Annotated in this window: 26 protein-coding genes; 16 read left to right on the forward strand and 10 right to left on the reverse strand. The window is 69.6% G+C overall.

Annotated elements, in window-relative coordinates; translation table 11 throughout:
• Positions 1 to 64 precede the first annotated feature (64 nt).
• Complete coding sequence (locus D9599_RS15620; RefSeq protein ID WP_198382204.1) at positions 65 to 1,873, forward strand: DNA cytosine methyltransferase; 1,809 nt, start codon at positions 65 to 67, stop codon at positions 1,871 to 1,873.
• Between the two features lie 139 nt (positions 1,874 to 2,012).
• Entirely contained in the window at positions 2,013 to 2,369 is a 357-nt protein-coding gene (locus D9599_RS15625) for a hypothetical protein (protein ID WP_198382205.1), read from the forward strand.
• A gap of 21 nt (positions 2,370 to 2,390) precedes the next feature.
• Here D9599_RS15625 and D9599_RS15630 read toward each other — a convergent pair whose 3' ends face one another.
• Positions 2,391 to 2,942: a hypothetical protein gene (locus D9599_RS15630; protein ID WP_198382206.1), complete on the reverse strand. Its 552-nt coding sequence runs from the start codon at positions 2,940 to 2,942 to the stop codon at positions 2,391 to 2,393.
• Positions 2,943 to 3,071: 129 nt separating this feature from the next.
• Between D9599_RS15630 and D9599_RS15635 the strand changes: the two genes are divergently transcribed.
• The 8 genes from D9599_RS15635 (at position 3,072) to D9599_RS15670 (ending at position 7,651) form a co-directional block, all read left to right on the forward strand.
• Entirely contained in the window at positions 3,072 to 3,566 is a 495-nt protein-coding gene (locus D9599_RS15635) for a hypothetical protein (RefSeq protein ID WP_198382207.1), read from the forward strand.
• Between the two features lie 198 nt (positions 3,567 to 3,764).
• Complete coding sequence (locus tag D9599_RS15640; RefSeq protein ID WP_198382208.1) at positions 3,765 to 4,277, forward strand: hypothetical protein; 513 nt, start codon at positions 3,765 to 3,767, stop codon at positions 4,275 to 4,277.
• A gap of 80 nt (positions 4,278 to 4,357) precedes the next feature.
• Positions 4,358 to 5,302 carry a hypothetical protein gene (locus D9599_RS15645; RefSeq protein ID WP_198382209.1) on the forward strand — a complete coding sequence of 315 codons (945 nt, stop codon included), beginning with the start codon at positions 4,358 to 4,360 and terminating at the stop codon, positions 5,300 to 5,302.
• A gap of 388 nt (positions 5,303 to 5,690) precedes the next feature.
• Entirely contained in the window at positions 5,691 to 6,224 is a 534-nt protein-coding gene (gene ssb / locus D9599_RS15650) for a single-stranded DNA-binding protein (RefSeq protein WP_198382210.1), read from the forward strand.
• A 106-nt stretch (positions 6,225 to 6,330) separates the two neighbouring features.
• On the forward strand, positions 6,331 to 6,609 hold the full coding sequence (locus D9599_RS15655) for a hypothetical protein (protein ID WP_198382211.1): 279 nt from the start codon (positions 6,331 to 6,333) through the stop codon (positions 6,607 to 6,609).
• 10 nt (positions 6,610 to 6,619) lie between these two features.
• A complete protein-coding gene (locus D9599_RS15660; RefSeq protein WP_198382212.1) occupies positions 6,620 to 6,889 on the forward strand; it encodes a hypothetical protein in 270 nt (89 codons plus the stop codon).
• A 2-nt stretch (positions 6,890 to 6,891) separates the two neighbouring features.
• Positions 6,892 to 7,290 carry a hypothetical protein gene (locus tag D9599_RS15665; RefSeq protein WP_198382213.1) on the forward strand — a complete coding sequence of 133 codons (399 nt, stop codon included), beginning with the start codon at positions 6,892 to 6,894 and terminating at the stop codon, positions 7,288 to 7,290.
• Between the two features lie 154 nt (positions 7,291 to 7,444).
• Positions 7,445 to 7,651, forward strand: coding sequence for a hypothetical protein (locus D9599_RS15670; RefSeq protein ID WP_198382214.1), 207 nt, complete (start codon positions 7,445 to 7,447; stop codon positions 7,649 to 7,651).
• Positions 7,652 to 7,691: 40 nt separating this feature from the next.
• On the opposite strand, the gene D9599_RS15675 is transcribed toward D9599_RS15670, so the two are convergent.
• On the reverse strand, positions 7,692 to 8,252 hold the full coding sequence (locus tag D9599_RS15675) for a hypothetical protein (protein ID WP_309228638.1): 561 nt from the start codon (positions 8,250 to 8,252) through the stop codon (positions 7,692 to 7,694).
• Between the two features lie 131 nt (positions 8,253 to 8,383).
• Between D9599_RS15675 and D9599_RS15680 the strand changes: the two genes are divergently transcribed.
• The 3 genes from D9599_RS15680 to D9599_RS15690 all read left to right on the forward strand — a co-directional run bounded on the left by D9599_RS15680 (position 8,384) and on the right by D9599_RS15690 (position 10,886).
• Positions 8,384 to 8,623 (forward strand): hypothetical protein, encoded by a 240-nt coding sequence (locus D9599_RS15680; protein WP_198382215.1) that lies wholly within the window; start codon positions 8,384 to 8,386, stop codon positions 8,621 to 8,623.
• An 826-nt stretch (positions 8,624 to 9,449) separates the two neighbouring features.
• Complete coding sequence (locus tag D9599_RS15685) at positions 9,450 to 10,184, forward strand: hypothetical protein (protein ID WP_198382216.1); 735 nt, start codon at positions 9,450 to 9,452, stop codon at positions 10,182 to 10,184.
• A 495-nt stretch (positions 10,185 to 10,679) separates the two neighbouring features.
• Positions 10,680 to 10,886, forward strand: a complete 207-nt coding sequence (locus tag D9599_RS15690) for a helix-turn-helix transcriptional regulator (RefSeq protein WP_232480550.1) — start codon at positions 10,680 to 10,682, stop codon at positions 10,884 to 10,886.
• Here D9599_RS15690 and D9599_RS15695 read toward each other — a convergent pair.
• The 5 genes from D9599_RS15695 to D9599_RS15715 all read right to left on the reverse strand — a co-directional run bounded on the left by D9599_RS15695 (position 10,855) and on the right by D9599_RS15715 (position 14,034).
• Complete coding sequence (locus D9599_RS15695) at positions 10,855 to 11,052, reverse strand: hypothetical protein (protein WP_198382217.1); 198 nt, start codon at positions 11,050 to 11,052, stop codon at positions 10,855 to 10,857. The genes D9599_RS15690 and D9599_RS15695 overlap by 32 nt on opposite strands.
• 134 nt (positions 11,053 to 11,186) lie before the next feature.
• The gene (locus D9599_RS15700; protein ID WP_198382218.1) at positions 11,187 to 11,606 is read right to left on the reverse strand and encodes a hypothetical protein; all 420 of its coding nucleotides are present in this window, start codon (positions 11,604 to 11,606) and stop codon (positions 11,187 to 11,189) included.
• A 13-nt stretch (positions 11,607 to 11,619) separates the two neighbouring features.
• On the reverse strand, positions 11,620 to 12,024 hold the full coding sequence (locus tag D9599_RS15705) for a hypothetical protein (RefSeq protein WP_198382219.1): 405 nt from the start codon (positions 12,022 to 12,024) through the stop codon (positions 11,620 to 11,622).
• A gap of 517 nt (positions 12,025 to 12,541) precedes the next feature.
• Positions 12,542 to 13,216, reverse strand: a complete 675-nt coding sequence (locus tag D9599_RS15710; protein ID WP_198382220.1) for a hypothetical protein — start codon at positions 13,214 to 13,216, stop codon at positions 12,542 to 12,544.
• Positions 13,213 to 14,034 (reverse strand): hypothetical protein, encoded by an 822-nt coding sequence (locus tag D9599_RS15715; RefSeq protein WP_232480551.1) that lies wholly within the window; start codon positions 14,032 to 14,034, stop codon positions 13,213 to 13,215. Before D9599_RS15715 ends, D9599_RS15710 begins: the two co-directional genes overlap by 4 nt.
• An 836-nt stretch (positions 14,035 to 14,870) precedes the next feature.
• Between D9599_RS15715 and D9599_RS15720 the strand changes: the two genes are divergently transcribed.
• Both D9599_RS15720 and mobF read left to right on the forward strand, forming a co-directional pair.
• Positions 14,871 to 15,188, forward strand: a complete 318-nt coding sequence (locus tag D9599_RS15720; protein ID WP_198382222.1) for a hypothetical protein — start codon at positions 14,871 to 14,873, stop codon at positions 15,186 to 15,188.
• A complete protein-coding gene (mobF, locus tag D9599_RS15725; protein ID WP_232480552.1) occupies positions 15,188 to 18,289 on the forward strand; it encodes a MobF family relaxase in 3,102 nt (1,033 codons plus the stop codon). The genes D9599_RS15720 and mobF overlap by 1 nt, the downstream gene beginning before the upstream one ends.
• Positions 18,290 to 18,369: 80 nt before the next feature.
• Here the strand turns inward: mobF and D9599_RS15730 are convergent, their stop codons facing one another.
• From D9599_RS15730 to D9599_RS15740, 3 genes are all read right to left on the reverse strand, one after another.
• A complete protein-coding gene (locus D9599_RS15730) occupies positions 18,370 to 20,109 on the reverse strand; it encodes a chloride channel protein (RefSeq protein ID WP_309228639.1) in 1,740 nt (579 codons plus the stop codon).
• A gap of 62 nt (positions 20,110 to 20,171) precedes the next feature.
• Positions 20,172 to 20,876 (reverse strand): hypothetical protein, encoded by a 705-nt coding sequence (locus D9599_RS15735; RefSeq protein WP_198382224.1) that lies wholly within the window; start codon positions 20,874 to 20,876, stop codon positions 20,172 to 20,174.
• On the reverse strand, positions 20,873 to 21,382 hold the full coding sequence (locus D9599_RS15740; RefSeq protein WP_309228640.1) for an RNA polymerase sigma factor: 510 nt from the start codon (positions 21,380 to 21,382) through the stop codon (positions 20,873 to 20,875). The genes D9599_RS15735 and D9599_RS15740 overlap by 4 nt, the downstream gene beginning before the upstream one ends.
• 100 nt (positions 21,383 to 21,482) lie before the next feature.
• Between D9599_RS15740 and D9599_RS15745 the strand changes: the two genes are divergently transcribed.
• Positions 21,483 to 22,784 carry a sulfite oxidase gene (locus D9599_RS15745; protein ID WP_198382226.1) on the forward strand — a complete coding sequence of 434 codons (1,302 nt, stop codon included), beginning with the start codon at positions 21,483 to 21,485 and terminating at the stop codon, positions 22,782 to 22,784.
• Positions 22,785 to 22,790: the final 6 nt, after the last annotated feature.

Below are 22,790 nucleotides of genomic sequence, written 5' to 3' on the forward strand. Positions count from 1 at the left end.
CATCACCGACGTCGCGCGCGGCAGGGCCCAGGCCCTGCCGTTCGCGTTTCTGGAGCCCCGCGCCATGCTCTCCGAGCACGGTCACGCCACCATCCTGCACGCCCACCTGTTCGCCGGCCTCGGCGGGGGCGCCCGCGGCTTCAACCGCGCCACCTCGCGGGTGGGTAATCTGTCCGCCAGCTTCCGCTGCCTCGGTGGCATCGACGTCGACGCCGCGGCGATCCGCGACTTCGGCCGCCTGGCCGGCGTACCGGGCACCTGCATGGACCTGTTCGACCGCGAGCAGTACCGCGACTTCCACGGCCAGGAGCCGCCCGCCGGCTGGCGCGAGGCCACCGTGAACGACGTGCGCGCGGCCTTCGGCCACGAGCGCCCGAACGTCCTGTTCACCTCCCCGCCGTGCAAGGGCTTCTCCGGCCTGCTCTCGGAGACCAAGAGCAAGACAGGGAAGTACCAGGCGCTGAACCGCCTCACCCTGCGCGGCATCTGGCTGGCGCTGGAAGCCTACCGCGACGACCCGGTGGAGCTGATCCTGCTGGAGAACGTGCCGCGCATCGCATCGCGCGGGCGCGCCCTGCTGAACCGGATCTCCGGCCTGCTGCGCGCCTACGGCTACGCTGTGGCCGAGACCACTCACGACTGCGGCGAGCTCGGCGGGCTGGCGCAGAGCCGCAAGCGCTTCCTCCTCGTGGCCCGGCACGCCGCCAAGGTGAAACCGTTCCTGTACGAGCCGCCGAAGCGGTCGCTGCACGGGGTGGGCGACGTGCTGTCGCGGATGCCGCTGCCGGGCGACCCGGCGGCGGGGCCGATGCACCGGGTGCCGATGCTGCACTGGGCGACGTGGGTGCGCCTCGCCTTCGTCGAGGCCGGGAGCGACTGGCGCTCGCTGGGCAAGCTCGCCGTCGAGGACGGGCTGCTGCGCGACTACGCCCTCGCCCCCTGCGCCGAGTGGCGCGGCGGCGTGCTGGGCGTGAACCGCTGGGAAGAGCCCAGCGGCACTGTCGCCGGTCGATCCGGGCCGTCTAATGGCGCCTACAGCGTCGCCGACCCCCGCCGCGCCGACGGCGTGGCCGCCTTCGGCCAGTATGGCGTGAAGCGCTTCGACCAGCCCTCCCAGGTGGTGATCGGCAAGGCCGCGGTCGGGGCCGGCGGCTTCGCCGTGGCCGACCCGCGCCACAACGGCCCGGCCAAACACTCCAACGAGTTCCGCATCGTGCCCTGGGACGGGGCCGGGTGGGCCGTAACCGGCGCCCACGGCACCGGGCAGTGTGTGGCCGACCCACGCGGCGAGGTGCGCCGCTCGGGGGCGCTGGGGGTGGTGCCCTGGGACGCCACCTCCGGCACCGTGGCCGGCGAGAGCCTGCCGTCGAACGGCACTTTCGCGGTCGCCGACCCCCGGCCGCGCCTCAAGCGCGAGAAGGGCGACGACTACTACGGCACCGGGCACTACGGGGTGGTGCCGTGGCAGCAGTCCACGGGCGCCGTCAGCGCGGCGGCCGGCTACGACAACGGCCGCTGGAGCGTGGCCGACCCCCGCCCGACGCTGCCGGGGGCCTCGGACCGAGTGGTGGCCCGCATCCGGGCGCTGGACGGGACGTGGCATCGTCCCTTCACCACGGCCGAGCTGTGTGCCCTGCAATCGCTGATCGACCCGGAGGAGCAGGCCGAGCTGGACGGGCTGAGCGATGCCGACTGGCGTGAGCGGATCGGCAACGCCGTGCCGCCGGATGCCGCCCAGGCAATCGCCGAGACGATGGGCCGGACGCTGCTTTTGGCCTGGTCAGGGGAAGGCTTCATGCTCTCGACCCTGCCGATCTGGGTGCGGCCGATGGCTGTGGCGCTGTCCGTACGCCAGCCGCAGGACGTGGCGTGATGCAGCTGCACCCGGAAACGCCAGTGCGCCTCCGCCGGTCCTGGCAGGCCTTGCTACACCGCTTCGCAGGCAGGACCGCGCCGAGGATGCGCTTTCAGCAGCCAGCCTGCCGCGTCCGTGCGATGGTTCGGAGCAGGAGATGCAGAAGGAAACGGGCATGGCAGGCTGGCAGATCACCGTCACGACGCAGACGCCGGAGGAATGGAACCGCAACCACGACCGGGACACCATCCTGGCGACCTGGACCACCGGCGCCTCGGGGATCCGCCCGTTCGAGGAGCTACTGAAAACCGGCGATACGGTGCTGCTCCGGTCCGACGGCTATCCCAGGATCTACAGCGCCAACGCCCGCCATATCCTTCCGGCGGTGCGGGCGGTTCCAGACATGGCCTCCGCCGCGATCGTGAAGGCCTGGTACGTCACCATGCACCCTTCGGTGATCGACACCTGTCCGCCGGACCAGCGACTGACCATCGTTGCCTGGGACCAGAGCTAGGCGTCGCGCACAGGTGGCTGATTAGCCACCCGCCGAGCGGATCTTGCCGAGATTGAGTACGCCCTTGGCGCCCCAGCCTTTGGCCCCTGCCGGCACCTCAGGCCGGAAGTGCTCGTACAGCCGGAAGCCGATCCGGTTCAGTTCCTCCGGCTCCATCGAGCCAGCCAAGTCCTCCATCGCCTGCCTGACGGCGGCGAGATCCTCCTTGAGAGCCCGCTCGACGTAGCCGGCCGCCGCCTTCGGCGAAGCCGCCTTGTCGTGATCCAGCGCGCGTAGGGCGCCCTTCTCCTCGACCACCGGCACGTCGCGGCCGAGCAGATGCACGGCCTTCGGCCGCTGCTCCCTCTCACCCTGCTTGCGCACCTCGTCGCGCAGGTCGCCGCCCTCGTGCGCGTCCTCGGCGATGCCGATGGCCTTGGCCTTCACGCGGGCACTCGACCCGGCCACGGCACGGCCCAGCGTGATCGCCGTCTCGCGGTCATGCCCGAGCCGCTCGGCCACGACCGCCGCCCACAGCGTCAGCACCGGCGCCCGGTTCACTTTGATCGCCTTTCCGTCCTTCGCCTCGGTCATCCGTCTCCATCCCATCCTTGCAGGCCCTTCAACGGGTCACGCGCGGGCGGAGATGCACGGTGCCGGGCGATGCCACCTCGGCCGTCGGCCGAGCCGGCGCCTCGCGGCCTCTGGGGCAGAGAAGCCACCATGAAGATCAAGCTTCGCAAGGTCTCCTACAGCGCCGCCCTGAGCGAGGAGACGAGCAACTTTCACGCCGACATCTGGATCGACGGCAAGAAGGAGGGCTACGCCCAGAACCATGGAACCGGCGGCGCCACGAACGTGCAGCCCAACGCCCTGCGCGCGCGCCTGGACACCTACGGAAAGACCCTGCCGGAGGTGGACATCGGCACACCCACAGGTGGTCCACCCCGCATGATCGTGCAGGACGCCGAGTGGATCGTGGACAAACTCCTGACCGACTGGATCGTGCGCCGCGACCTAAAGCGATCGCTCCGGAACCGCGCGCTCTACACTCACACGGAGAAGCCAGGGATCTTCCAGACCAAGGTGCTGAAACCCGAGCAGCTGAAGCAGGTGTTGGAGTCGGAGGACATCAAGGCGAAGTGGAATGTGAAGGCATGGCTCAATACCATGCCAGAAGAGGAGGCCGTCGCGATCTACCGCGATGAAGCGGCCTGACACACGCCGGCACCGACGCCCCACCTCATGCGGCCCAGGTTGGGAGGAAGGGGTTGAGGACCGCTGCCGCACCGCGACGTCCGCCGCAAGGGAAGGCGGCTATCGCCGCCCGCGCGAGATCGCGCGCCCTTGCCCCGGCCGCCGTCGGCGCGCCCGCCGTGAGGGGTTCAGAGGAACCCTCACGGGAAGGAAAGCGCCATGACCGTTGCCAGCTTCCAGAACCCGCCACTGCGCGCGGAGAACTTCACCGCTACCAAATTCGATGACGGCGCTGCCAAGGCCGCCTTCGGCAATCAGCTTCTCGCCTTCATCGCCGAGGATTTTCTGCGCAAGCGCTTCACACTGAAGTTCTACCGTGTCCTTTCCCAGCGCTTCGGCATGATCGCGCACTACGACGTGCACGGCTTCTGGGCGGAGTATTTCACCTCCACCGCCGACAAGCTGCGCTTCCTCGAGGAGCTGACCGCGCACCCCTGCTGGGGCGACCCGGCCTTTACCTTCTCCGATCTCGAGCGCGCGGTAATCGCGCAGCTCCGCTCGGCAGGGCTGGTCGCCCGCCTTCGCGCCACCCTCGCGCGCGAAACCGAGGCGGGCGAGCGCGCCCTGCTGAACCGCCTGCAGGCGCGCTACCAGCCCGACAAGCCGCCGGTCGCCGAGTTGTCCCGCCCGCGTGCCGCGGATTGGGCCTCCGACCAGCCGTCGCTGTTCTGACCATGCCGGAGTTCCTGCTCGGCCTGCCGCACCTCGCGGACGGGCCGCTCCTCGCCGCCGCTTGACGCCTGCGGTCGCCGGTGCTGCTCAGCGCCAACGCCTTCTCGATCTGGCGCCCCGACCGCGCCGGCGTTCGCGACTGGGTGGGCTTTGACCACCGGCCGCTGCGGCGTCTCGCCGGGCTCAATGCCGCCCTGGACTCTGCCGGCTTCGGGGCGATGGCCCGCTACGGCTTCTACCCCTGGACCGTGGCCGCCTACATCGAGCTGGCGGCCGCCGCTCCCTGGCGCTGGTTCTCCGCCATGGACCTCTGCGTCGAGCCGGAGATCGCCCGCGACGACGCCGAGGTGCTGGACCGCATCGCCGGCACGGTACGACTGTACATGCTCTGCCTCCGCGAGGCGGAGGAGCGCGGCATCTCCGAGCGGCTCGTCCCTGTGGTGCAGGGCTGGCGCCCTGACCACTACCTGCGCTGCCTCGACCGCCTGCCGGGCGTCGAGCATGCCCCGGTGCTGGGCGTCGGCAGCGTCTGCCGTCGTCAGGTCGGCGGCACCGACGGGGTGCTGCGCGTGGTGGAGACGCTGGATCGGGCACTCGGGGATGCCCCGGCGAGGCTGCATCTCTACGGGGTGAAGTCCGAGGCCATGCACGCCCTGCGGGACCATCCACGGGTGGCCTCGGTGGACAGCCAGGCTTACGGCCAGACTGCGCGCCGGGCCGCCTTCGTCGCCGGGCAGAGCAAGACCGACGCCTTCCTCGCCCGGCACATGGTCACTTTTCAGCGCCGCCAGTTGGCCCTGCTGGCGGAACCGGGGCAGGGGGCGCGCTTCCCTTTCTTCCCGGTTGCCCTGCCAGAGTCCCCGAAGGGTCCGATCGAGGCCCGGGTCGCCGCGGCGGCCGACGAGTTGCGGACACTGCACGAGGACGGCGAGGTGGACTGGAGCGATCTGGGTCCGATGGCCGCCTTGCACTGGGCCTTCCTGGACGACCTGCCCGATCCGGAGACGGCGGCCGAAGCCGCCTGACGGGAGGAGGGAAAGGGGAGGAGAGAACACCCGAATGGAGAGGGGGAGATGTCCGAAGGACGAGAGTGGGGAGAAGTGTGTCGGTTGCCTGCCCGTGCCGGCTGCATCTCCTCGTGGTGCTGCGGTCTGAGCCACGGTGTCGGCCGCTCCTACCCCCGCTTTCCCCGAAGCCGGGGAAAGCGCCTGCGGTTCGGCATTCTCGGTCAGGGGCCGGGGCCGCGCCGTGCGCGGGGCGATGCCCCGCTGCGTCGCAACCCCAACCCCCTCCCTCACATGCCTCAGGGGTAGGACCGCCCGCCACCGCGTCTCCTGTCGACCGCACCCGAGGAGACGCGACCGGCACGGGCCGGAAGCCTCTTCGGGGAGAGAGAATGAAGAGGACAAGACGATGGCTGGTTCGCTCAACAAGGCTTCGCTGATCGGGCGCCTGGGCAACGACCCCGAGGTGCGCAACTTCAGCAACGGCGGACAGGTGGTGAGCTTCTCCCTCGCCACCAGCGAGAGCTGGAAGGATCGCGAGGGCAACCGCCAGGAGCGGACCGAGTGGCACCGGGTCTGCATCTACACCGATGGCCTGGGCACCGTCGCCGAGCGCTACCTGAAGAAGGGCAGCCTCATCTACGTCGAGGGCAAGCTGGAAACGCGCAAGTGGGAGCGCGATGGCCAGGACCACTACACCACCGAGATCGCGCTCCGCCCGTTCAACGGCACCCTGCAGATGCTTGGCGATCCCGCTGGCTCGGGCAGCCGGGAAGCACGCGGCGAGGCTGGCGCTTCGGCCGAGGGCGGCGAGCCGTCGGCGCAGGGCAGCACTCGTGGCCGCGGTCGCCAGCGTGCCCGGGCCGGTGCGGCGGCGGGTGCTGGCGGCGGCTCCGGTTGGGACGCGCCGAAGGCCGACCTGGACGACGACGTGCCGTTCTGACGTCCGCGCCCTGGCGCCCTTCGGGGCGCCGGGTGCTCCTCGTTCCTGTCCCTTCCATCCTACCGGGCGGCCTGACGGCCTGCCCGGCGCGCGAGGATTCCATCCGATGTCCGCCAGTCTGCTCGCCTCTGTGGCCCTGCCGCGCCCGCCGGCGCTGACCACCATCGTCTTCGAGGCCGTCCACGAGGAGGGCTTCCAAGGCCTCTACGGCCGCTGCCACGTCATGACCGCCTGCCACCCCTACCGCTTCGCCTCTCGCAGGGCGGCCAGCCGCTTCGCCAACGCCATGTGCGACCGCCACGGCTACGACGGCTACCGCTTGGACACGCCTGGCTTCGTGCCGCCGCCGCTGCCTGTCTTCGACGACAGCGAAATCCCGTTCTGAGGCCGGGGTCATGAGCCGCCATGAGCTTCCCGCGCGTCAGCCAAGGACCGAAGTCACCGTCGGCTGGGACGCGCCCATGCAAACCTTCTTTGCCCAGGTCGAGAACCTGGACGCTCCCGACGATGCCGACCCTCTTCTGCTCTGGATCAGTCTCGAGCAGCGTGAAATCGCCGAGCCGGAGGCCATGATCCTGCCTCTCGCGCCCTATGCCGATCTCACCGTCGATCACCTGGCGGAACTCCGCCGCGATCGCGACGACAGCAATCCCTGGGAGGCGTGAGGATGCTACGCCAGTACCACGCACAGCGCCGGCAGGGTGGTGACAACCCGCTCGGCGTCGGCACCGTCGCCCTCGGCTCGATCTTCTACCTTCAGGATGACGGCTACTGGCGCGCCCGCTTCGGCCACACCGCCGTCTGCCGCACGCCCTGGATCGTCGAGAGCTTCCTCAACGGCCAGTACCACGCCGCCCGGCGCGATCCCGCGACCGGGCGCTGGCTCAGCGTCTATGCCGCCAATCGCACCGACCTCGCCATGCTGCGTTCCCTGCGCGACGGCCGCCGCCAGAGCGTCGCGATCCGCCTCCTGCAGCTGCACGAGGACGAGGGCTTCGGACTACCGGACAACCGCTATCCGACCCTGCCCACCCTCTCGCGGGCGGGGCATCGGCGCGCCGCCTGACAGGCCGCACGCCAGCCCGTCGTCGGTTCGCCGCGTGGCTGGCTCCTTCCACCATTCACACCGAGATCCGCCATGCTTCGCTCGCCTACAGGGGCAGGCTCGCTCACGCGCGCCCGCTGCCCTTCCCGCTCGTCCGGTCACCGGAGGGCATGACGTGTTCCATCATCCTCCCACCGTCCCGCGGACCGCCGAAGCCGGTTGCCTAGCCGAGATCCGCCGCTGGCAATGCGAGGCCGAGCGGTTACGGGAGGGCGCAGATGCCGAGCCGCTGAACGCGGCCCAGAGCGCCCGCCTCCTGCGCGAGGCCCACGCCGCCGATCGCCGGGCTAGCGCCCGCCTGGAGGCTATTCAGGAACACTGATGGCCCGGATCACGCGATCCGAGCCATCTGTTGGACTGGATCAGCGATCCACCACCGCGAGGCCGAACACTGCCAACTCGGCCTCGCGCAGGCTCGTCGGCTTCCACTCCTCGCCGCGCTGCGCCAGCGACACCACCCGGGCCGCGGCGGACCGCTCCACCGAAAGGCCGTAGGCCGTGATCGTCAGCTGCGCCGCCTGCTCGGTCAGGTCATTCGCCCGCTGCGACAGGATCTCCAGCGCCGCGTCCGTGCCCTGCTCCTGCTGCCGCAGCACCACCCCTTCCTGTGCCGCCTCCGCCGTCACCCAGGCGTCGCGTGCCACCTCGGCCGCCGTCTCGGCCCGCTCGGCGTAGGTCGTCAGCAGGTCCCGTAGGGCCGCCTCGCGACGGGCACCCTTCTCCGGCGGCACGTTGTGCAGCACGAACTCCGCCACGCTCGCCTCCACCCGGTCGCGCAGATCGCGCGACGGCATCTCGAGCTGGAACGCCTCCGCGATATTGCCGACCTCCCGCACGTCGGGAACGCCCTCGAACGCCTTTGCCACCTGCTCCGGCAATACCCGCCGCAGCGGGAACTGCACCACATTGTCCGATCCGGTCACCGCGGCCTCCTGTGTGATCGTCTTGATGAGGGGAATCTAGCTGACCCTTCAAGGCTCCTCCAAGATAAACCTTTGATCGAAAACACTTATTCTGCCGGGCGCCGTCTTTCTTCCCGGAGGAGATCGCTGCCGTGAACGAAGATCGACCTATCCCGTACCGACCGCTGACCGACACACCGGCCGATCAGCCGGACGAGCGCCGCAAGGGTGTCATCAGAAACGAACCGGGCCAGCCGTTCGAACACTACTGCCCTGAGTGTGGTCGTTGGGGTTCGTTCGGCTTCAACTGTGATTCCATCAAGGGCATCCCCGGCATCTGGTACTGCGGGAAGCACAAGGCGCTTGGCGAGCGGATCGGGCGTCTCTCCTGATCTTCGCTGCGGTTGAACCGGGGGCCAGGGCTCAGGGCTGGCGCGTCCCCTGCGGGGACCGGGCTCTACTCGGCCGCCTGCGCGGCCTCCCCGAGCCCCCAAGAGGGGTCTCGTCCCTTCGGGTAACGATCCCTCGCGCGGTCTGGATGGCAATCGCCGTGCCCAAGGTCCAAGGGTGATGGCGCCGGCAAGGGGCTGGGTGCCGGATGCAGCCAGGGGCAGCGCGGGTGGCCCGCTCCGGCGTGCCGTGTGTGGATCAGCCTTTCCCTCGCCCATCTCTCCGGGCGGTAGTAGGACCGGGCCCCGCCCAGGCACGCCGGCTTAGGGTGGCTACCCCGCGCCGCTGGCATGGCGAGACATCGCTTGGCATAAATGGGGGAGCGTAAGTATTCGAAAGAACGAATACTTATGGAGAACTCAGCGCCTCGCACCCGCCACGCCATCGTCGCGGGGCAGCCACCCACGCCCGCGCACCAAGACGGAACCCGCTCCTACTACCTGAGAGCTGCGCGAGGGAAAGGCCGATCCACACAAACCAGATGGCGCGCCTACGCTACGGGGTTCACGCGACCTCAACCCCCCTGAAGGGGGGGCGTCGGACGCGTGGACCTCCGGTGGGCAAAGGGCTCCGCCCTCTGCACTCTGGGCGCTCAGGAAAGTCTGATTATTGTCATAGTATTTGGGGCGGGCAGTATGGGCGGCAAAGAATAATATAGACACCGCGCACGAATACTTATAAGGTTCTCTTGTTCCCGAGAGAGGGAACGGCCGGAAGGAAGGGGTGGAGCCCTTCCCCCCGGCCTCACCAGAGACAGGAAATCCGATCATGTCCCAGGCTATCCAGAACATCGCCGCCGCCGCCGCTTCCGACAAGGGCGCCACCGACACCACCATGAGTCAGGCCATCAAGGCGGCTGCCCCCCGCAAGCCCGGCAAGGGCAAGGCGAAGCCCGCCGCCCCGGCCTCCGCGCCCGCCCAGCAGCCCGCCCAGCAGCCCGCCAAGCGCCCGGCCCCCGAGCAGCGCGGCCCCATCACCATGGCCGACGCCGTGGCCCTCTGCCCCCACCAGGGCCTTGCCAACAACCTGGCCCGCACCTTCGCCCTTGAGAGCGTGGACATGCTCCACGTCCGCACCACCACCGACCAGAGCATCCGCGAAGGTGCCGCCGCCCTCACCGACACCCTCAACGAGCGCGCCCTGGCGATGCACCTTCAGCGGATCGTGGGCGCCTTTGTCGGCTCCGCCTACGGGGCCGGGAAGTTCTACAGCGACAAGGTGACGCAGGCCCGTGACCTCACCGCCAAGATCGCCAACGAGGACCGCGACGAGGACCGCGAGGGGGTTTCCGGTTTCGACAGCCGCGCCACCCGCGCCCGTCAGTTCGCCGGGGAAATGGGCATCCAGGCCGCAACCCTCCTGGCCGCTGCCGAGGGTGCGCTTGACGCCTACGAGCACCTCACGGGCGAGACGTGGAAGCCCTACGACACCCGCCGCCCCGACAACACCCGCACCGTTTCCCGCCGCGCCGCCGCCGAGGAAATGGACGCCTTCAACAAGTAGCCACACCGGGCGGGGGCTTCGGTCCCCGCCCTTTCTGCCACCGCCGGCCAGGGGGGCGCCGCCCTCCGGGCTCTGCCCCCCTGGACCCCCCGCACTTCATCTGCTCCCCAACAGGTCCGCTCAGCGCCCGGCCGCGGAATATGCGGACGGCGCTTCGCGCCGGGGCTTTTTAGCGGCGGCCCCTCCGGGGCCACGGTGACGCACTGATTGCACTGGCGCGCGGGCCATGCCCCCTCAGGCAGGGCAGGGCCGCCCCGGGCGCAACGCCGCTTCGCGACGCCGCCCCCGGCGCAACCCGGCCCCGCCAGGGCGCATGGCGACCACCGGCGGACCCCCTCGATCGAAGCGCATCCCGTTCGCGCCGACGCGGAGCACCCTTCACAGATGCCCGATGCCCTGTCAGATTCTCGGTTCATCGTCGCGGAAGTCAGCCGGTGTGTTCAAAGCGAACACACCTCCTCGCTTCCTCACTCGCCCGTCTCGGGCAGCCGGCTCTTGGCCTGGCTCATCACCCTCGGCTGGACCGAGCGGGAGCTGGCCCGGCGCACAGGCCGCCACCAGACCACCATCCGCCGCTGGATCAACGGCCGCAGCCCCATCGACCCCGACGTGGCCGCATGGCTCGCCATGCTTGCGGCTTTCGTCGCGGCCCACCCGGGGCCGCGTGCCGTCAGTCCCGGTCGGGATGATTCCGGTCGCTGAACGCCAGGATCAGCACCACAAAGCCGATTGCTCCATACCAGCCCATCTGAGCCACCTCACGGGCCTGCGGACCGGAGGCCAGCAGGGCACCGAGGACGCAAAAAACGGCTCCGGCCGCGAACCAGACCGATCCAGGAGGGGCTTTGCTGACGAGCTTCGCGAACATCTCAGATCTCCTACGCCACGTAGCAGAGATGTGCCGTGGAACGCGGTGTCATAGTGAACCAGAGAACCGAGTGGGACGTGAAGGGGGCCGCATCGACGCTGCGACCCCCTTCCTTGCGTCAACCTTCTTTGGCGTCAGCCACGAGGTCTGATGTAGTCGAAGCCCGGTCGGTTGTTCGACATCATCGCCGGAAGGCAGCGGGTCTGTGGATTGCTAACGTTGCGCCAGGGAACAACCTTGTTGGCGGCAATCCAACCGGGCCGGCCGTCCATGTGCATCATCTGCAGGTAGCCGTTCACCTCGCGTCTCGGTTCCGCGACGATGACGTTGGCAGTTGCGACGCCGAGCTTGGCTGCGTTTGGCGAAGGCTCGGCGAGCACTGCGGGTGCGTTCTCCCAGTCGGCCAGCTGTTCATTCGTCAGGTTCAGCATCATGCAGGAATAGCCCTGAAGATGCCCCGTCACTGTCAGCGGCTGGCGAGGTTGTTGTGCGACCGCCATTACGCTGAGCGTTGCAAAAAAGGTTCCAGCCAGCGCGCCAATCGTGGTTCTCACGTCGTCGTTCCTTTCAGATACCTGTAAGCACGGGCTGGTAGGCTGCATCGCCCATTTTAGCCGCAACACTTGCGCGCCATTGGCCAACCGTCGTCGATTGGCCGATGCCATTCCCTTGAAGCTGTGCCGGCGTGTACCGGCTCAGGACTTCCGACATCAACTGGCTATCCCCTGCCTGCGCGAGGGGAACCGTGTAGAGGCCCCCGAAGTTGTAGCCGCCACGGACGTCTAGGACCGTGGGATTGCTGATGCCTGCAGCCTGCAGCTTGGCAGCCTCGCTGCGCAGGGTGGCTGCTGCTGAGATGGCTTGGTTGCCAGGGTCCATCGACCCGTCGACCCCTCGCTGGACCGTGCCCGCTAGATTCGGATTGTAGCGGACTGCCTGCGTCAGCCCATTCTCGAAGGTGCTATCCAGCATTTGAAATGCCCCTCGAATCTGACTTCCAGATCGAGCGGCAACATTCTGGCATCCACTCTCCACCATGCAGGTCGCCGCCACGGCAGACGGATTAACGCCGACTGCCGTGGCGCCTTCGCTCGCCGCCGCGCCCCAGCTGCGAGACGTCATGGTGTCGAGTGCCACGCTCGCCCCAGCTTCTGTCGCCCCCCCTGTCTCGCCAGCACCGCCACTACCACCCCCCGTCGGCGTGCTAGGGACGCCAGTGCCGGGCACTATGGTGAACGACCCCAGCCCGACATCGAACACCCTCGGAATCACCTGCTCCGGCACCCCGTTCATCGTGACCGGGCCCGCTTGCGCCAGCGCCAGGGATGGCAACGTCCCCATCGCCAGAGCCATTCCCCAACCTGGGGAAATCCGCTGCCTTCTATTGTTTTTGCTCTTCGCCATTGCGATCGCCTCCTTCGCGACTTCCGCCACTCTCTCAGCCATCGACGCGAACGGAGCCGGACCTTGTCAGGCCCGGCTCCGTGCCTCAGCGAGTTTGCTGCGGAGCCGCCGGGGCTCGGCCCTGAGATGACACCAAGCCCTGCTGCGGTTGGCTCAGACCGGCGAAGATGCGATCCACCGGGCAGTAGCCTCTGCCTGTCGCGTCCCACACCACGTTCTCCCGGCAGCTCTGCACCGCAGCGGTTGCGCCCCAGGTCTGCCAGGCATGGGCAGCGTAGCCCACCGTGAGGAACGCAAGGACTAGACCTGCCCCCTTCAGGTAGTGCTGACGGAGCGCCCGCTTATTGTGGACGTGCTCCCTCACCACTACCGTATCGCGGAGGACCGCCGCGACCTCGGGCGCGATGAACTCCACCACCTTGGCCAGCACCTTCTCAGCGTCCGCTTCATTCGCAGTCCCGGCCGCCTTGAGTTGCTGGATCGTGGCATCGGCCAGCGTATTGGCACGGTGGAGACGCTCCACCTCCGCGTCCATCACGGCCCGCGTGTCCTGGATCATGGTCTCGACGGCTTGCTGCTGGTCTGTCGCCAGCTTGGCAAACGCCGTCAGGACGGCCCGCTGGGCCCGATAAAGGACGCCGAGTGGCTCCACTGGGCTTACTCCGGCATCCCAGGCCGTTGCCTCCATGTCGTCGAGCGCCAGCCGGAGGGCGTTGTTGATCTCCGCTGGGTCGGCGGAGATCGGCGTCATGGCATTCACGGCAGCCACCTTTCCGCCTGCATGCCGCTCAGCCCGTCTTCCAGCCGCTCAACCCACTTCCGGAGCTGGTGCCGCTCCATGGGCCCAAGCGGCTTCCCACCCCGCCCCGGCTTCCCCTCAAGTGCATCGTAGAATGAGAGGCCGGCATTCCGCATCGCCGGCATCGGCACCAGCCGCGGAATTGTAAGGCAGTTCATCCCCTCATCCGTCAGACGCTCGAACTCCGGTCTCTTCGTGACGAAGTCGAATGCGCCGAGCGCCGAGCGACCCGGAGGGGCCAGGAACTCGTTGAACACCAGGATGGACTGGCGTGGGCGGAAGTGGCCGCTGTCCCAAATGCCCACGACGTGGTCGAAGTCAGCTGGGTCTGCACCGCACATGAAGAGGCCGACAGATTCCATCCCGACTTCGTCGCAGAAGTCCACGAGCGACGTGTCCTCATTGTAGTCCCGGAGGATTGCCTCCCCGCCACCGAGGTCGAGTACCAGCGAAGCCTGCTCGTCCACCGCGCGACCGATCAGGTCGGTCACCCACTGCTTCAGGTCCGCAGGCTGGGCGCTCACGGGTGGGACGGCGCCCTCCCCGGTCCTGGGCGGGAAGACCTGGGACAGGGAGGCATGATCGACGTCGCCGTCGCCCACGATAACCGAGTGACCCGCCCGACGTGCCCGAAGGACGAGGTATTCGAGCAACGTCGACCCTCCAAGCCGGCCCCGGCCTTGACGGACCACTAGCGATTGCACCGGGCTCACAGCAGCTGGCACTGTCGTGGCCAGAGCTTCCGTGCTTTCCTTCTTCGGATTGGCTGCCTTGTTCAAGGTGTGCTCCTCGGCCGGATAGGCCTGCTTCGGTTTTCCAGTCCTCGGCGGAAGTTGTCCCTCACCTCTTGGGGGGTCATCGGCCGCTTATCTGGGACCGAAGGTGTCGCCGGGTTCGGCGCGAACGGGGACGGCGTTTTCGCAGCTGCTTCCGGCAGACCTGCCGACGCCCGGATAGCGTCGATTGTTCCACTCCGTGGGGATCGGTTCGGCTTCCGGGCTGTGCTTGCCGTAGAGGCTTGGTCCCCAGCATTGGCGAGGTCACGGCACACACGGACCCAGACTTTGCGGACCGCACTGCGCTCTGGGGCACTGCCCGTTGCGCCACGTAGTCCGTCCACCGCTATCTCGGCAGCGATCTGTGTCCAGGAGCACTGCCGCTTCTCGACGAGGGGGAGGAGCCTGGAGTGGTGCTTCTTCAGATAATGGTAGATCGCTGACGAGCCGACTGGCCCGGTACTGCTAGCCCTTCTCTGGAGGCGTTCGATAGCGCCTCCCTTCATGGCCTTACCGTCACCCTAAAGGCAGCGCCTGCCGTGCGGGAACGGGTTGAGGGAGACGGGAGTGGGCCCCCAGTGGGACCGGAGCGGGCCCCGCCCGGGCCCCTGACGGGACGCGAGCGGGATCCTGCCGGGACCCTGACGGGACGTCGGCGGGACGCGGGCGGGACCCTGACGGGCCGCGTCCGGGACGTTGCTGGGACGTCGAAGGGTAGGGTCCATACACCATTGCACCGATGGTGCATGGGCCTGCGGCCCGGCTGTCTTTCCTGCATCTCTCGCTCTCCGTTCGCGCCGCCCGGTGAGAGGGTCTCTCCACAACCCGGAGGTCACCCTATGGACGGCTTAACTCACCCCCATTCGGCGCGAATGGAGAGCGACGATCCGTCGATCCGCGAGATTCTTCTCTCTCACTCCGCCATGCTGCGGGTGATCGGCGAGCAGCTGACCGCCCTCACCAAGGCCGTCACCCCACCCGAGAAGGAGGGGCCGACGCTGGACGAGATGCTTCTGGCCATCATCACTCTGCTTCGGGAGCAGGGCATGGTCCTGACCCGCGTGGATGGCCGTACCCTCGCCCTCGGCACCGACCTGCCGCCCGTGGTCGCCCGCGCCGTGCTCCGCGCCCAGCGGGACAAGGACCTCCACGCGTGATGACATTCCGCAAGCTGGCCGCGGCCAGTGCCGGCAAGCTCCTCCGGGCCTACTTCACCGAGGGCACCCCGGAGACGCAGCACGATCCAGCCATTACCTCTGGTCGGCCCCTCGACCCGGGTGGGCGGCTCACGGCCTACTACACCGGCCGCGACGGTCGGGCGGTCTGGCGTCCTGACATGCCGGCCTCAATCGCTGCGACCCTCGGCATCGACACCGCCCGGATGCCCAAGGACGAAGCCCTCGATCGCCTGTTCGAGGCGAAGCGGGCCGACAACGGCGAGGCCTGGTCCAAGCACGAGCGGACCAACAGTGCCTACGATCTGACCCTCGCCCCCCATAAGTCGGTCACGTTGGCCGCCGAGTTCGCTGCATCACCGGCCGAGGGCGCCGCCATCTGGCACGCCATCGACCGCGCCAACGATGCTACCATGCGCTACGTCGCCCGCGAGCTCGGCTGGGCCCGCAAGGGAGCCGGCGGCGAGGAGGGGGCGGACCCCGGCGCCGTGGGCTGGGTCAGCTTTCGCCACCACACCGCCCGCCCCACCGTGACCGTCCGCGATGGCATCCAGGGTGCCACCTATCTGGCGGAGGTCCCGGTGGCCGGCGACCCCCACGCGCACATCCACAATGCCCTCTTCAATGCCGTGGTCACCGAAGACGGCCGGGTCGGCTCGCTCGATACCCAGCGCCTGCACTCCCGTGTCCACGAGTTCGGCGCCTACTTTCAGGCCCGGCTGGCCGAGTACCTGCGCGATCTCGGCGCCAGGACCTCCTATGACAGCCAGCAGCAGGCGGTGGTCCTCGACGCCATTCCTCAAGACGCTTCCGATACGTTCTCCAAAGGGCGGCGGCAGGTCGAGCGCTCGGCCAGAGCCTACGCCGAGAGCCAAGGGCTGGATTGGGATGCCATGTCGGCCGAGGGTAAGTTCAAGATCCTCAGTGTCACCGGCCTAGCGGCCCGGCTGGCGAAAACCGGCAAGGCCACCGATCAGGAGGTCTGGAAGGCCCAGGCCGAAGAGATCGGTTGGAAGCACACCACCGTCATGGAGGGGGTGGAACATCCTCCACTAACCGATGCCGAGCGTTTCGACCGCGCCTACGCCTTCGCCGCCAAGCACCTGGCCACTGAGTTCCACACAGCCGCGGTCATCGACCATGACAAGCTGCGCCTCTATGCCGCTCGCGGCCTCATCGGCACCGGCATCTCCGGCGGCCCCGACGACATCGACACTGTGGTGGGGCTGATAGAGAAGCGGGGTATCCAGCTCCGGGGCGAATACGTCGCTCTGGTCGCCGGACTGTCCGGTGACAAGGTGCGGGTGACCAACTCGGCCCAGCTTCGCATCGAGGACACCCTGCAGACCGAGGCCCACCGCGCTGCCCGGGACCGCTCGAGCGCCCTGTCTGCCGCAGCCATCACCGCCGCAATCCGGACTTCCGGACTGGACTTCGACCGTGACCCTGAGCACGGCGCCGCGCAGCGCGCCGCGATCTACGCCCTGGGGCAGGGGGGCGCCCTGTCCATGCTCACCGGCGTTGCGGGCTCGGGAAAGACCACCCTGCTGCAGCCATTGGTGGCCGCATGGCACGCCGACACCCGCATCGAGGCGGGCGGCCGGGAGGTGATCGGCGCGGCCACTGCCTGGCGGCAAGCGGAAGCCCTGAAGGACGCCGGCATCCGCCGCACCGTGGCGATGTCGCCCCTGCTGACATCCATCGCCTCGGGCGAGTTCGTGCCCACCCGCAACACGGTGCTGGTAGTGGACGAGATTAGCCAGGTCGCGCCCCGGGCCGTGCTGACCCTACTGGAAGTGCAAGCCCGCACCGGCATGACCATCAAGGTCCTGGGTGACCGGGAGCAGGCACAGTCGGTAGAAGCCGGCGACGCCGTGGAGCTAATGCGCCGGGCCCTGCCGGCGTCCGAGCAGACCGAGCTGCTGAGCACGGTGCGTCAGACCAGTGCAGAGGACCGTCGCATCGCTAGCCTCTTCCGCGAGGGAAAGGCCGAGGAAGCCCTGGCCTTGAAGCGCGAGCGAGGCGATAGCTCGGCCCGCCTGTTGGGCGGTGACCAGGATCAGGTCGTGGACCAGATCGCCGACTTCTACATGACGCGCCGCGACGCGCTGACCGCTGGCGGCTCGAAGCTGGGCATCACCATCTCGGCCCCGACCAACGAGGACGTGGCCGACATCAGCCGAGCCATCCGGGCGCGGATGAAGGCGCGGGGTGAGATCGGGACGGACGAGCAGGTCCTTCCGGCCGTCGACCGGCGCGGGCAGACCTACGACCTGCCCTTGGCAACCGGGGACAGGGTGCGCCTGTTCCGGCGAACCATGGGCACGATCGACGGCAAGAGCGCCAACTTAGGCAGCAACGGCGATGTGGTGACCGTCGCCGGCCAAACCGAGGCGGGGCTGCTGTTGCGGGACAAGCGCGGACGTGTGGGGGAGGTGCCGTGGCGGTTCCTCTGGGACAAGCCGACCGGTCGGGTGCTGCTGGGACATGGGCACGCCATGACCATCGACGCGGCCCAGGGTATCACTTCGCAGGAGCACATCAACGCATTGCCCAGAGGAACGGGCGGCGTGACGGCCTTCAAGGGGTACGTGGCCGAGAGCCGGGCCCGGGGCACCAGCTGGACCATGGTTGCGGAGGCCGCCACCTTCGAGGCTATCAAGCGCACCAAGGCGCTGGGCGACGCCGCACCGATCACCAGCCAGGAGCTGTGGCGCAAGGTGAGTGAGGACCTGTCACAAAAGCCCTACAAGCCGCTGGGAGTGGATCTCCTGGGAGAAGCTCGCAAGGCTCGCGAGGCGGCGATCGACACCTTTATCCGCTTCGAGCAACGGGTGCAGATGGATGCACTACGGGGGCGCGACGTCGGGCGCGAGTTCCGCCTGCAACGCCAGGCCGAGGCGGTGCGATCCGAACTGCCGCATCTGGTGCAAGCCCTGGATGGTGTGCTCTCGGAGTTCCGTGGCGGGCCATCGGCCGAGTTGCACCTACGAGGACTGCGCGTGGACGCTGAGGTATCTCGTCGCGAGATTGAGGCGGCAGCCGCTACGAAGGGGTCTATCGCACCGGGGCCCGAGACTTAGGATCGATAGGACACCTCCACCTAGCTGTCGCTCCACGTCGTGGCAGCTGGCTCTGGGAGTGTTCCTGGCTTCCGAATGCCTCACATCAATCCAGCCTCCTCCTGCCGCCGCTTGTCCACCTCCTCACCATAGCGTCGCAGTACGTGGCCCGCCGTCAGCAGGCCGAGCAACTGGCGGCTTTCAGCACCGTCCAGCACGGCCAACGCCTCGGCTTCGGCGGCGTCGAAAGCGGCCATCGCGTCGCGAGCGTTAACTGCTGGGAGTAGGAATCGGTCGGTTTCTCGCAGCAGGCCGGCGACGGTTTCAGCACTGGTTTCGAAGGCGTGCGCTTCCGGTACCGACAACAGTCCAGCATAGCAACCGGCGTCGTTGAGCGCCACGACGCGCTCCGTCGAGCCTAGAGGGAACTCTCGCCGAAACGAGGAAAGTTTGAGATCAGTACGGACAGTGCGGACATCACGGCGCATCAGCTTGCCCACGGTGAGGTCGCGCAGCCAACCGACGTCGTGCGCCGAGCGGATTGTTTCGCCGCGCAGGTGGAAACGCCAAGTGGCGAAAGAGTATCCGAACGTTCGGCGCACCACGAGCCCAGACACCGCGACTGCGGTCAACACCGCGCCCACCACGGATAGGTTCCCGGTGCTTTCGAGCGCGAGAAAAGTCATTGCCAGCGGCGCCCCCACCACGGCAGTGCCGAAAGCGCTCATACCGACCACGGCGAGGAACAGCGAGTCCACCTGCTCCAGGCCGAGCAGGGGCGGTAGTACCGCGAACACTTTGCCTAGGAGTGCTCCAAGCAGCAGCGAGGCGAAAAACAAGCCGCCGCGGAAGCCCGAGCCGAGCGACAGTGCCGAAGCGGCGGCCTTGAGCACTAAGAGCAGCAGCGCCGCCCGCACTGGCCCCTCGGTGTTGAAGGCAAGATGCAGGGCGCCGTGCCCAGCCGACAGCACGCCCGGCGACAGCAACGCCAGTACGCCGACGCCAAGGCCGCCGACCACTGGCCGTAGCCAGGACCTTGCGATGGCGGACTTCATCGTTTCCTCTACCGCGCCGACGCCGCGCATCAGGGCGATGGCGGCGGCGGCACAGAGGAGCGCCAGCACTACCACCAGCGCGTAGCCATAGGCATCCGGCGCGCCGATACCGCCCGGTTGAACCGAGTACGTCGCCCCGTGCAGCAGCCGCGCCGTCAGCACCGCCGCCACCGAGGCCGCGACCACGGGGGCGAGCGAGGCGATGGCGTAGGTGCCGATCACCAGCTCGAAGGCGTAGAAGGCGCCGGTGAGCGGCGCGTCGAAGGCGGCGGCGATGGCACCCGCCGCGCCGCAGCCGACCAGCACCCGCAGGTCGCCCCGGCGCAGGCCGAGCGCGCGCCCGACGCGCGAGGCGACGCCGCCGGCGGCCTGGGTGTAGCCGGCCTCCAGCCCGACCGAGGCGCCGAAGCCGTTGGATAGGATGTTCTGCGCCGCCACCACGACGCCGTCGAGCAGCGACATGCGGCCGCCGTGCAGGGCGTTGGCCTCGATCGGGTCCACCGGCGGGCGCGGCCGCCAGCGGCCGATGCCGAGGTTGAGCAGGCCGAGCACGAGGCCGCCCAGCGCCGGCAGCAGCAGCACGCCCAGCGGATCGAGGCCGCGCGCGGCGCTGAGGCCGCCGCCGGCGTCGAACAGCAGCGCGTGCAGGCCGTGCGCCGCCCCGCCCATCGCCGCCGCCAGCAGTCCGCTCGCCGCGCCCACCGGCAGGGCAAGGGCAACAAGGCCGGGCTCGCCGCCGCGCAGCCAGGAGCGAAACGCGTTGGGCACCCGCAGCGCGGCCGTCACGGCCCGGTGGCCCGCCCGCCGCAGGCGTTGCCGGTGGGCTCCGACGAAGAGCCGGGGGTCCGTCAGGACAGGCAGGCCGGGTGCGTCGCGGCGGTGGCCAGCGAGGCGGTGTCGGCGGCCGGACCCGCCCGCAGCGCCGCCGCCAGCGCGGCGAAGCGGCCCGCGTCCATCGCCGGCGCGGCGGCGATCCAGGCCACCTGCCCGTCGGCCCGTGCCACGGTTTCGCTGCGCCACGCCTCGCCTCCGCCCGCGGCCCCTGCCGCAGTCCCTGCCGAGGGCGCGTCGCCGCGGGGGCCGATCCACAGGCCGAGGCGGCAGCCGCGGGGACCGATGTAGCCGGCGTAGGTGCCGCGCCCGGCGGCCTCGACCCGCGCCAGCCGCAGCCCGGCGGCGGACAGGTCGGGCATCCCGGCGGCGCCGTCGGGCGCGTCCGCCGTGGCGAGGAGGAAGCGTCGGTGGGAGTCGAGCGCCGGCGGCTCCCGCGCCGGCAGGAGGACGAGGGCCGCCGCCGCGGCCGACAGGGCGAGTGCAACCGTGCCGGCCAGCATCCCCGGCCGCCGCCGGGACCGCCGTGCCAGCCCCGGCGGGAGGGTAGGTGCCGGTAGGTTGGCGTCAATCGCGGTAGCGGCGGCCCGCACCTCCGCCAGCCCGGCCAAGCGGGCGGCCAACGCCGGGTCGTCGCGCAGGGCGCGGGCGGTGTCCAAGGCCTCGGCCGGGGAAAGCTCGCCGTCCAGCAGGCCGTTCAGGCGCTCGTCCGTGCCGCTCACGCCAGCTTCCTCCGCAGGGGCACCACCTTGTCCTCGCTCAGATCCATCAGCATCGCGGCGCGGCCCCGGGCCAACCGGCTCATCACCGTGCCCTTGGGCAGCCCGAGCGTGGCCGCGACCTCCAGGTAGGAAAAACCGGCGAGGTCCACCAAGGCCACCACCTCGCGCTGCGCCTCCGGCAGCCGGGCCAGGGCCTGGGCGACCGCCACCTGCGCGAGGACGGCCTCGCCGGTCGAGCGGTCGCGGCCGGGTACCACCTCCTCCGCCGCGCGGTGGCCGCGCGCCACGCGGGCGTGCCGGACGGCGTCCAGGAAGGCGTTGCGGAGGATGCGGAACAGCCACACCCGCGCCTCCGCCTCGGTCCCCCGCGGCGGGCGGGCAGCGAGCGCCCGCGCCGCGGCCTCCTGCCACAGGTCGCGGGCGAGGTCGGGGTCGCCCGCCAGCGCCCGGGCGTAGCGGTGCAGGGCCGCGCCGTGGCGTGCGAGCAGATCGCGCTGTTCGGACACCCCAGCAGGGTGCCCGGAGCGGGGAGGGAATAAAACACCCCCCTCGCCCGTCCTTCTCCGAAAGGGCCGCCCTCCCGCGGTCCGGGGAGGACGAACGACCATGCGGACTGAGCGCAGCCTCGCGGAACTCTTCGCCGCCGATCCCGAGCGGGCCGAGGCCCTGACTTGGGGACGTCGCGGGGCACTGAAGGGCGCCTCCCTCGCCGCCCTGGGTGCGGCCCTGGGGACGGCGGTGCCCTTCGCGGGCCGGATGCCGGGGGGTCTGCTGCCCGCCGCCCTGGCGCAGCCGGCCGGCGACGCGCCGGTGCTGCGCATGGACGGCAAGGCGCCGCTGCTCCTGCTCGGCGAGCGGCCCCTGGTCGCCGAGACCCCGGAGACGCTGCTCGACGACGACGTGACCCCCGCCGACAAGATGTTCGTCCGCAACAACGGCGGCATCCCCGAGCGCTTCGCCGCCGATCCGGGAACGTGGCGCTTCAAGCTCGACGGCGAGGTCAACACCCCTCTCGACCTGAGCCTCGGCGAGCTCGAATCCCGCTTCGAGGCGGTGACGCTGCGCCTGCAGATGGAGTGCGGCGGCAATGGCCGCTCCGCCTTCGTGCCGGAGACCCGCGGCAATCAGTGGAACAACGGCGCCATCAGCAACTGCGAGTGGACCGGGGTGCGGCTGCGCGACGTGATCCGCGCCGCCGGGCCGAAGGACACCGCCCGCTTCACCGGCCATTTCGGCGCCGACCCGCACCTGTCGGGCGCCACCGACCGCGCCGCCATCTCCCGCGGGATGCCGGTGGCCAAGGCGATGGAGGAGCACACCCTCCTCGCCACCCGCATGAACGGCCAGCCCATCCCGCAGCTGCACGGCTATCCCCTGCGGCTGATCGTGCCGGGCTGGCCGGGCTCGCTGTCGCAGAAGTGGCTGACGCGGATCGCGCTGCTGGCCGAGCCGCATCGCGGGCAGGGCATGGGCGGCACCTCCTACCGCCTGCCGGTGCGGCCGATCGTGCCGGGCTCGCAGAACGACGGCGCCACCTTCGCCGACATGACCTCGATGCCGGTGCGATCGGTGCTGACCAACCTCGCCCACGGGGCGCGCCTGCCGGCGGGCACGCGCCGGATCGAACTGCGCGGCCACGCCTGGGCCGGCGACGAGGCGGCGCGGGCGGTGCACGTCTCCGTCGATTTCGGCGCCACCTGGCAGGAGGTGGCCCTCCAGCCGCCGCCCAACCGCTACAGCTGGCAGCGCTGGAGCGGCGCGGCGGAGCTGCCCTCCGACGGCTACTTCGAGGTGTGGCACCGCGCCACGGACGCCCGGGGGCGGATGCAGCCGCACGTCGCCGCCAACTGGAACCCGCAGGGCTACGGCGCCAACGCCATCGGCCGCGCCGCCATCCTCGTCGGCTGAGGCAAC

The organism is Roseomonas sp. KE2513 (assembly GCF_016107305.1).
Taxonomy (GTDB): Bacteria; Pseudomonadota; Alphaproteobacteria; order Acetobacterales; family Acetobacteraceae; genus Roseomonas.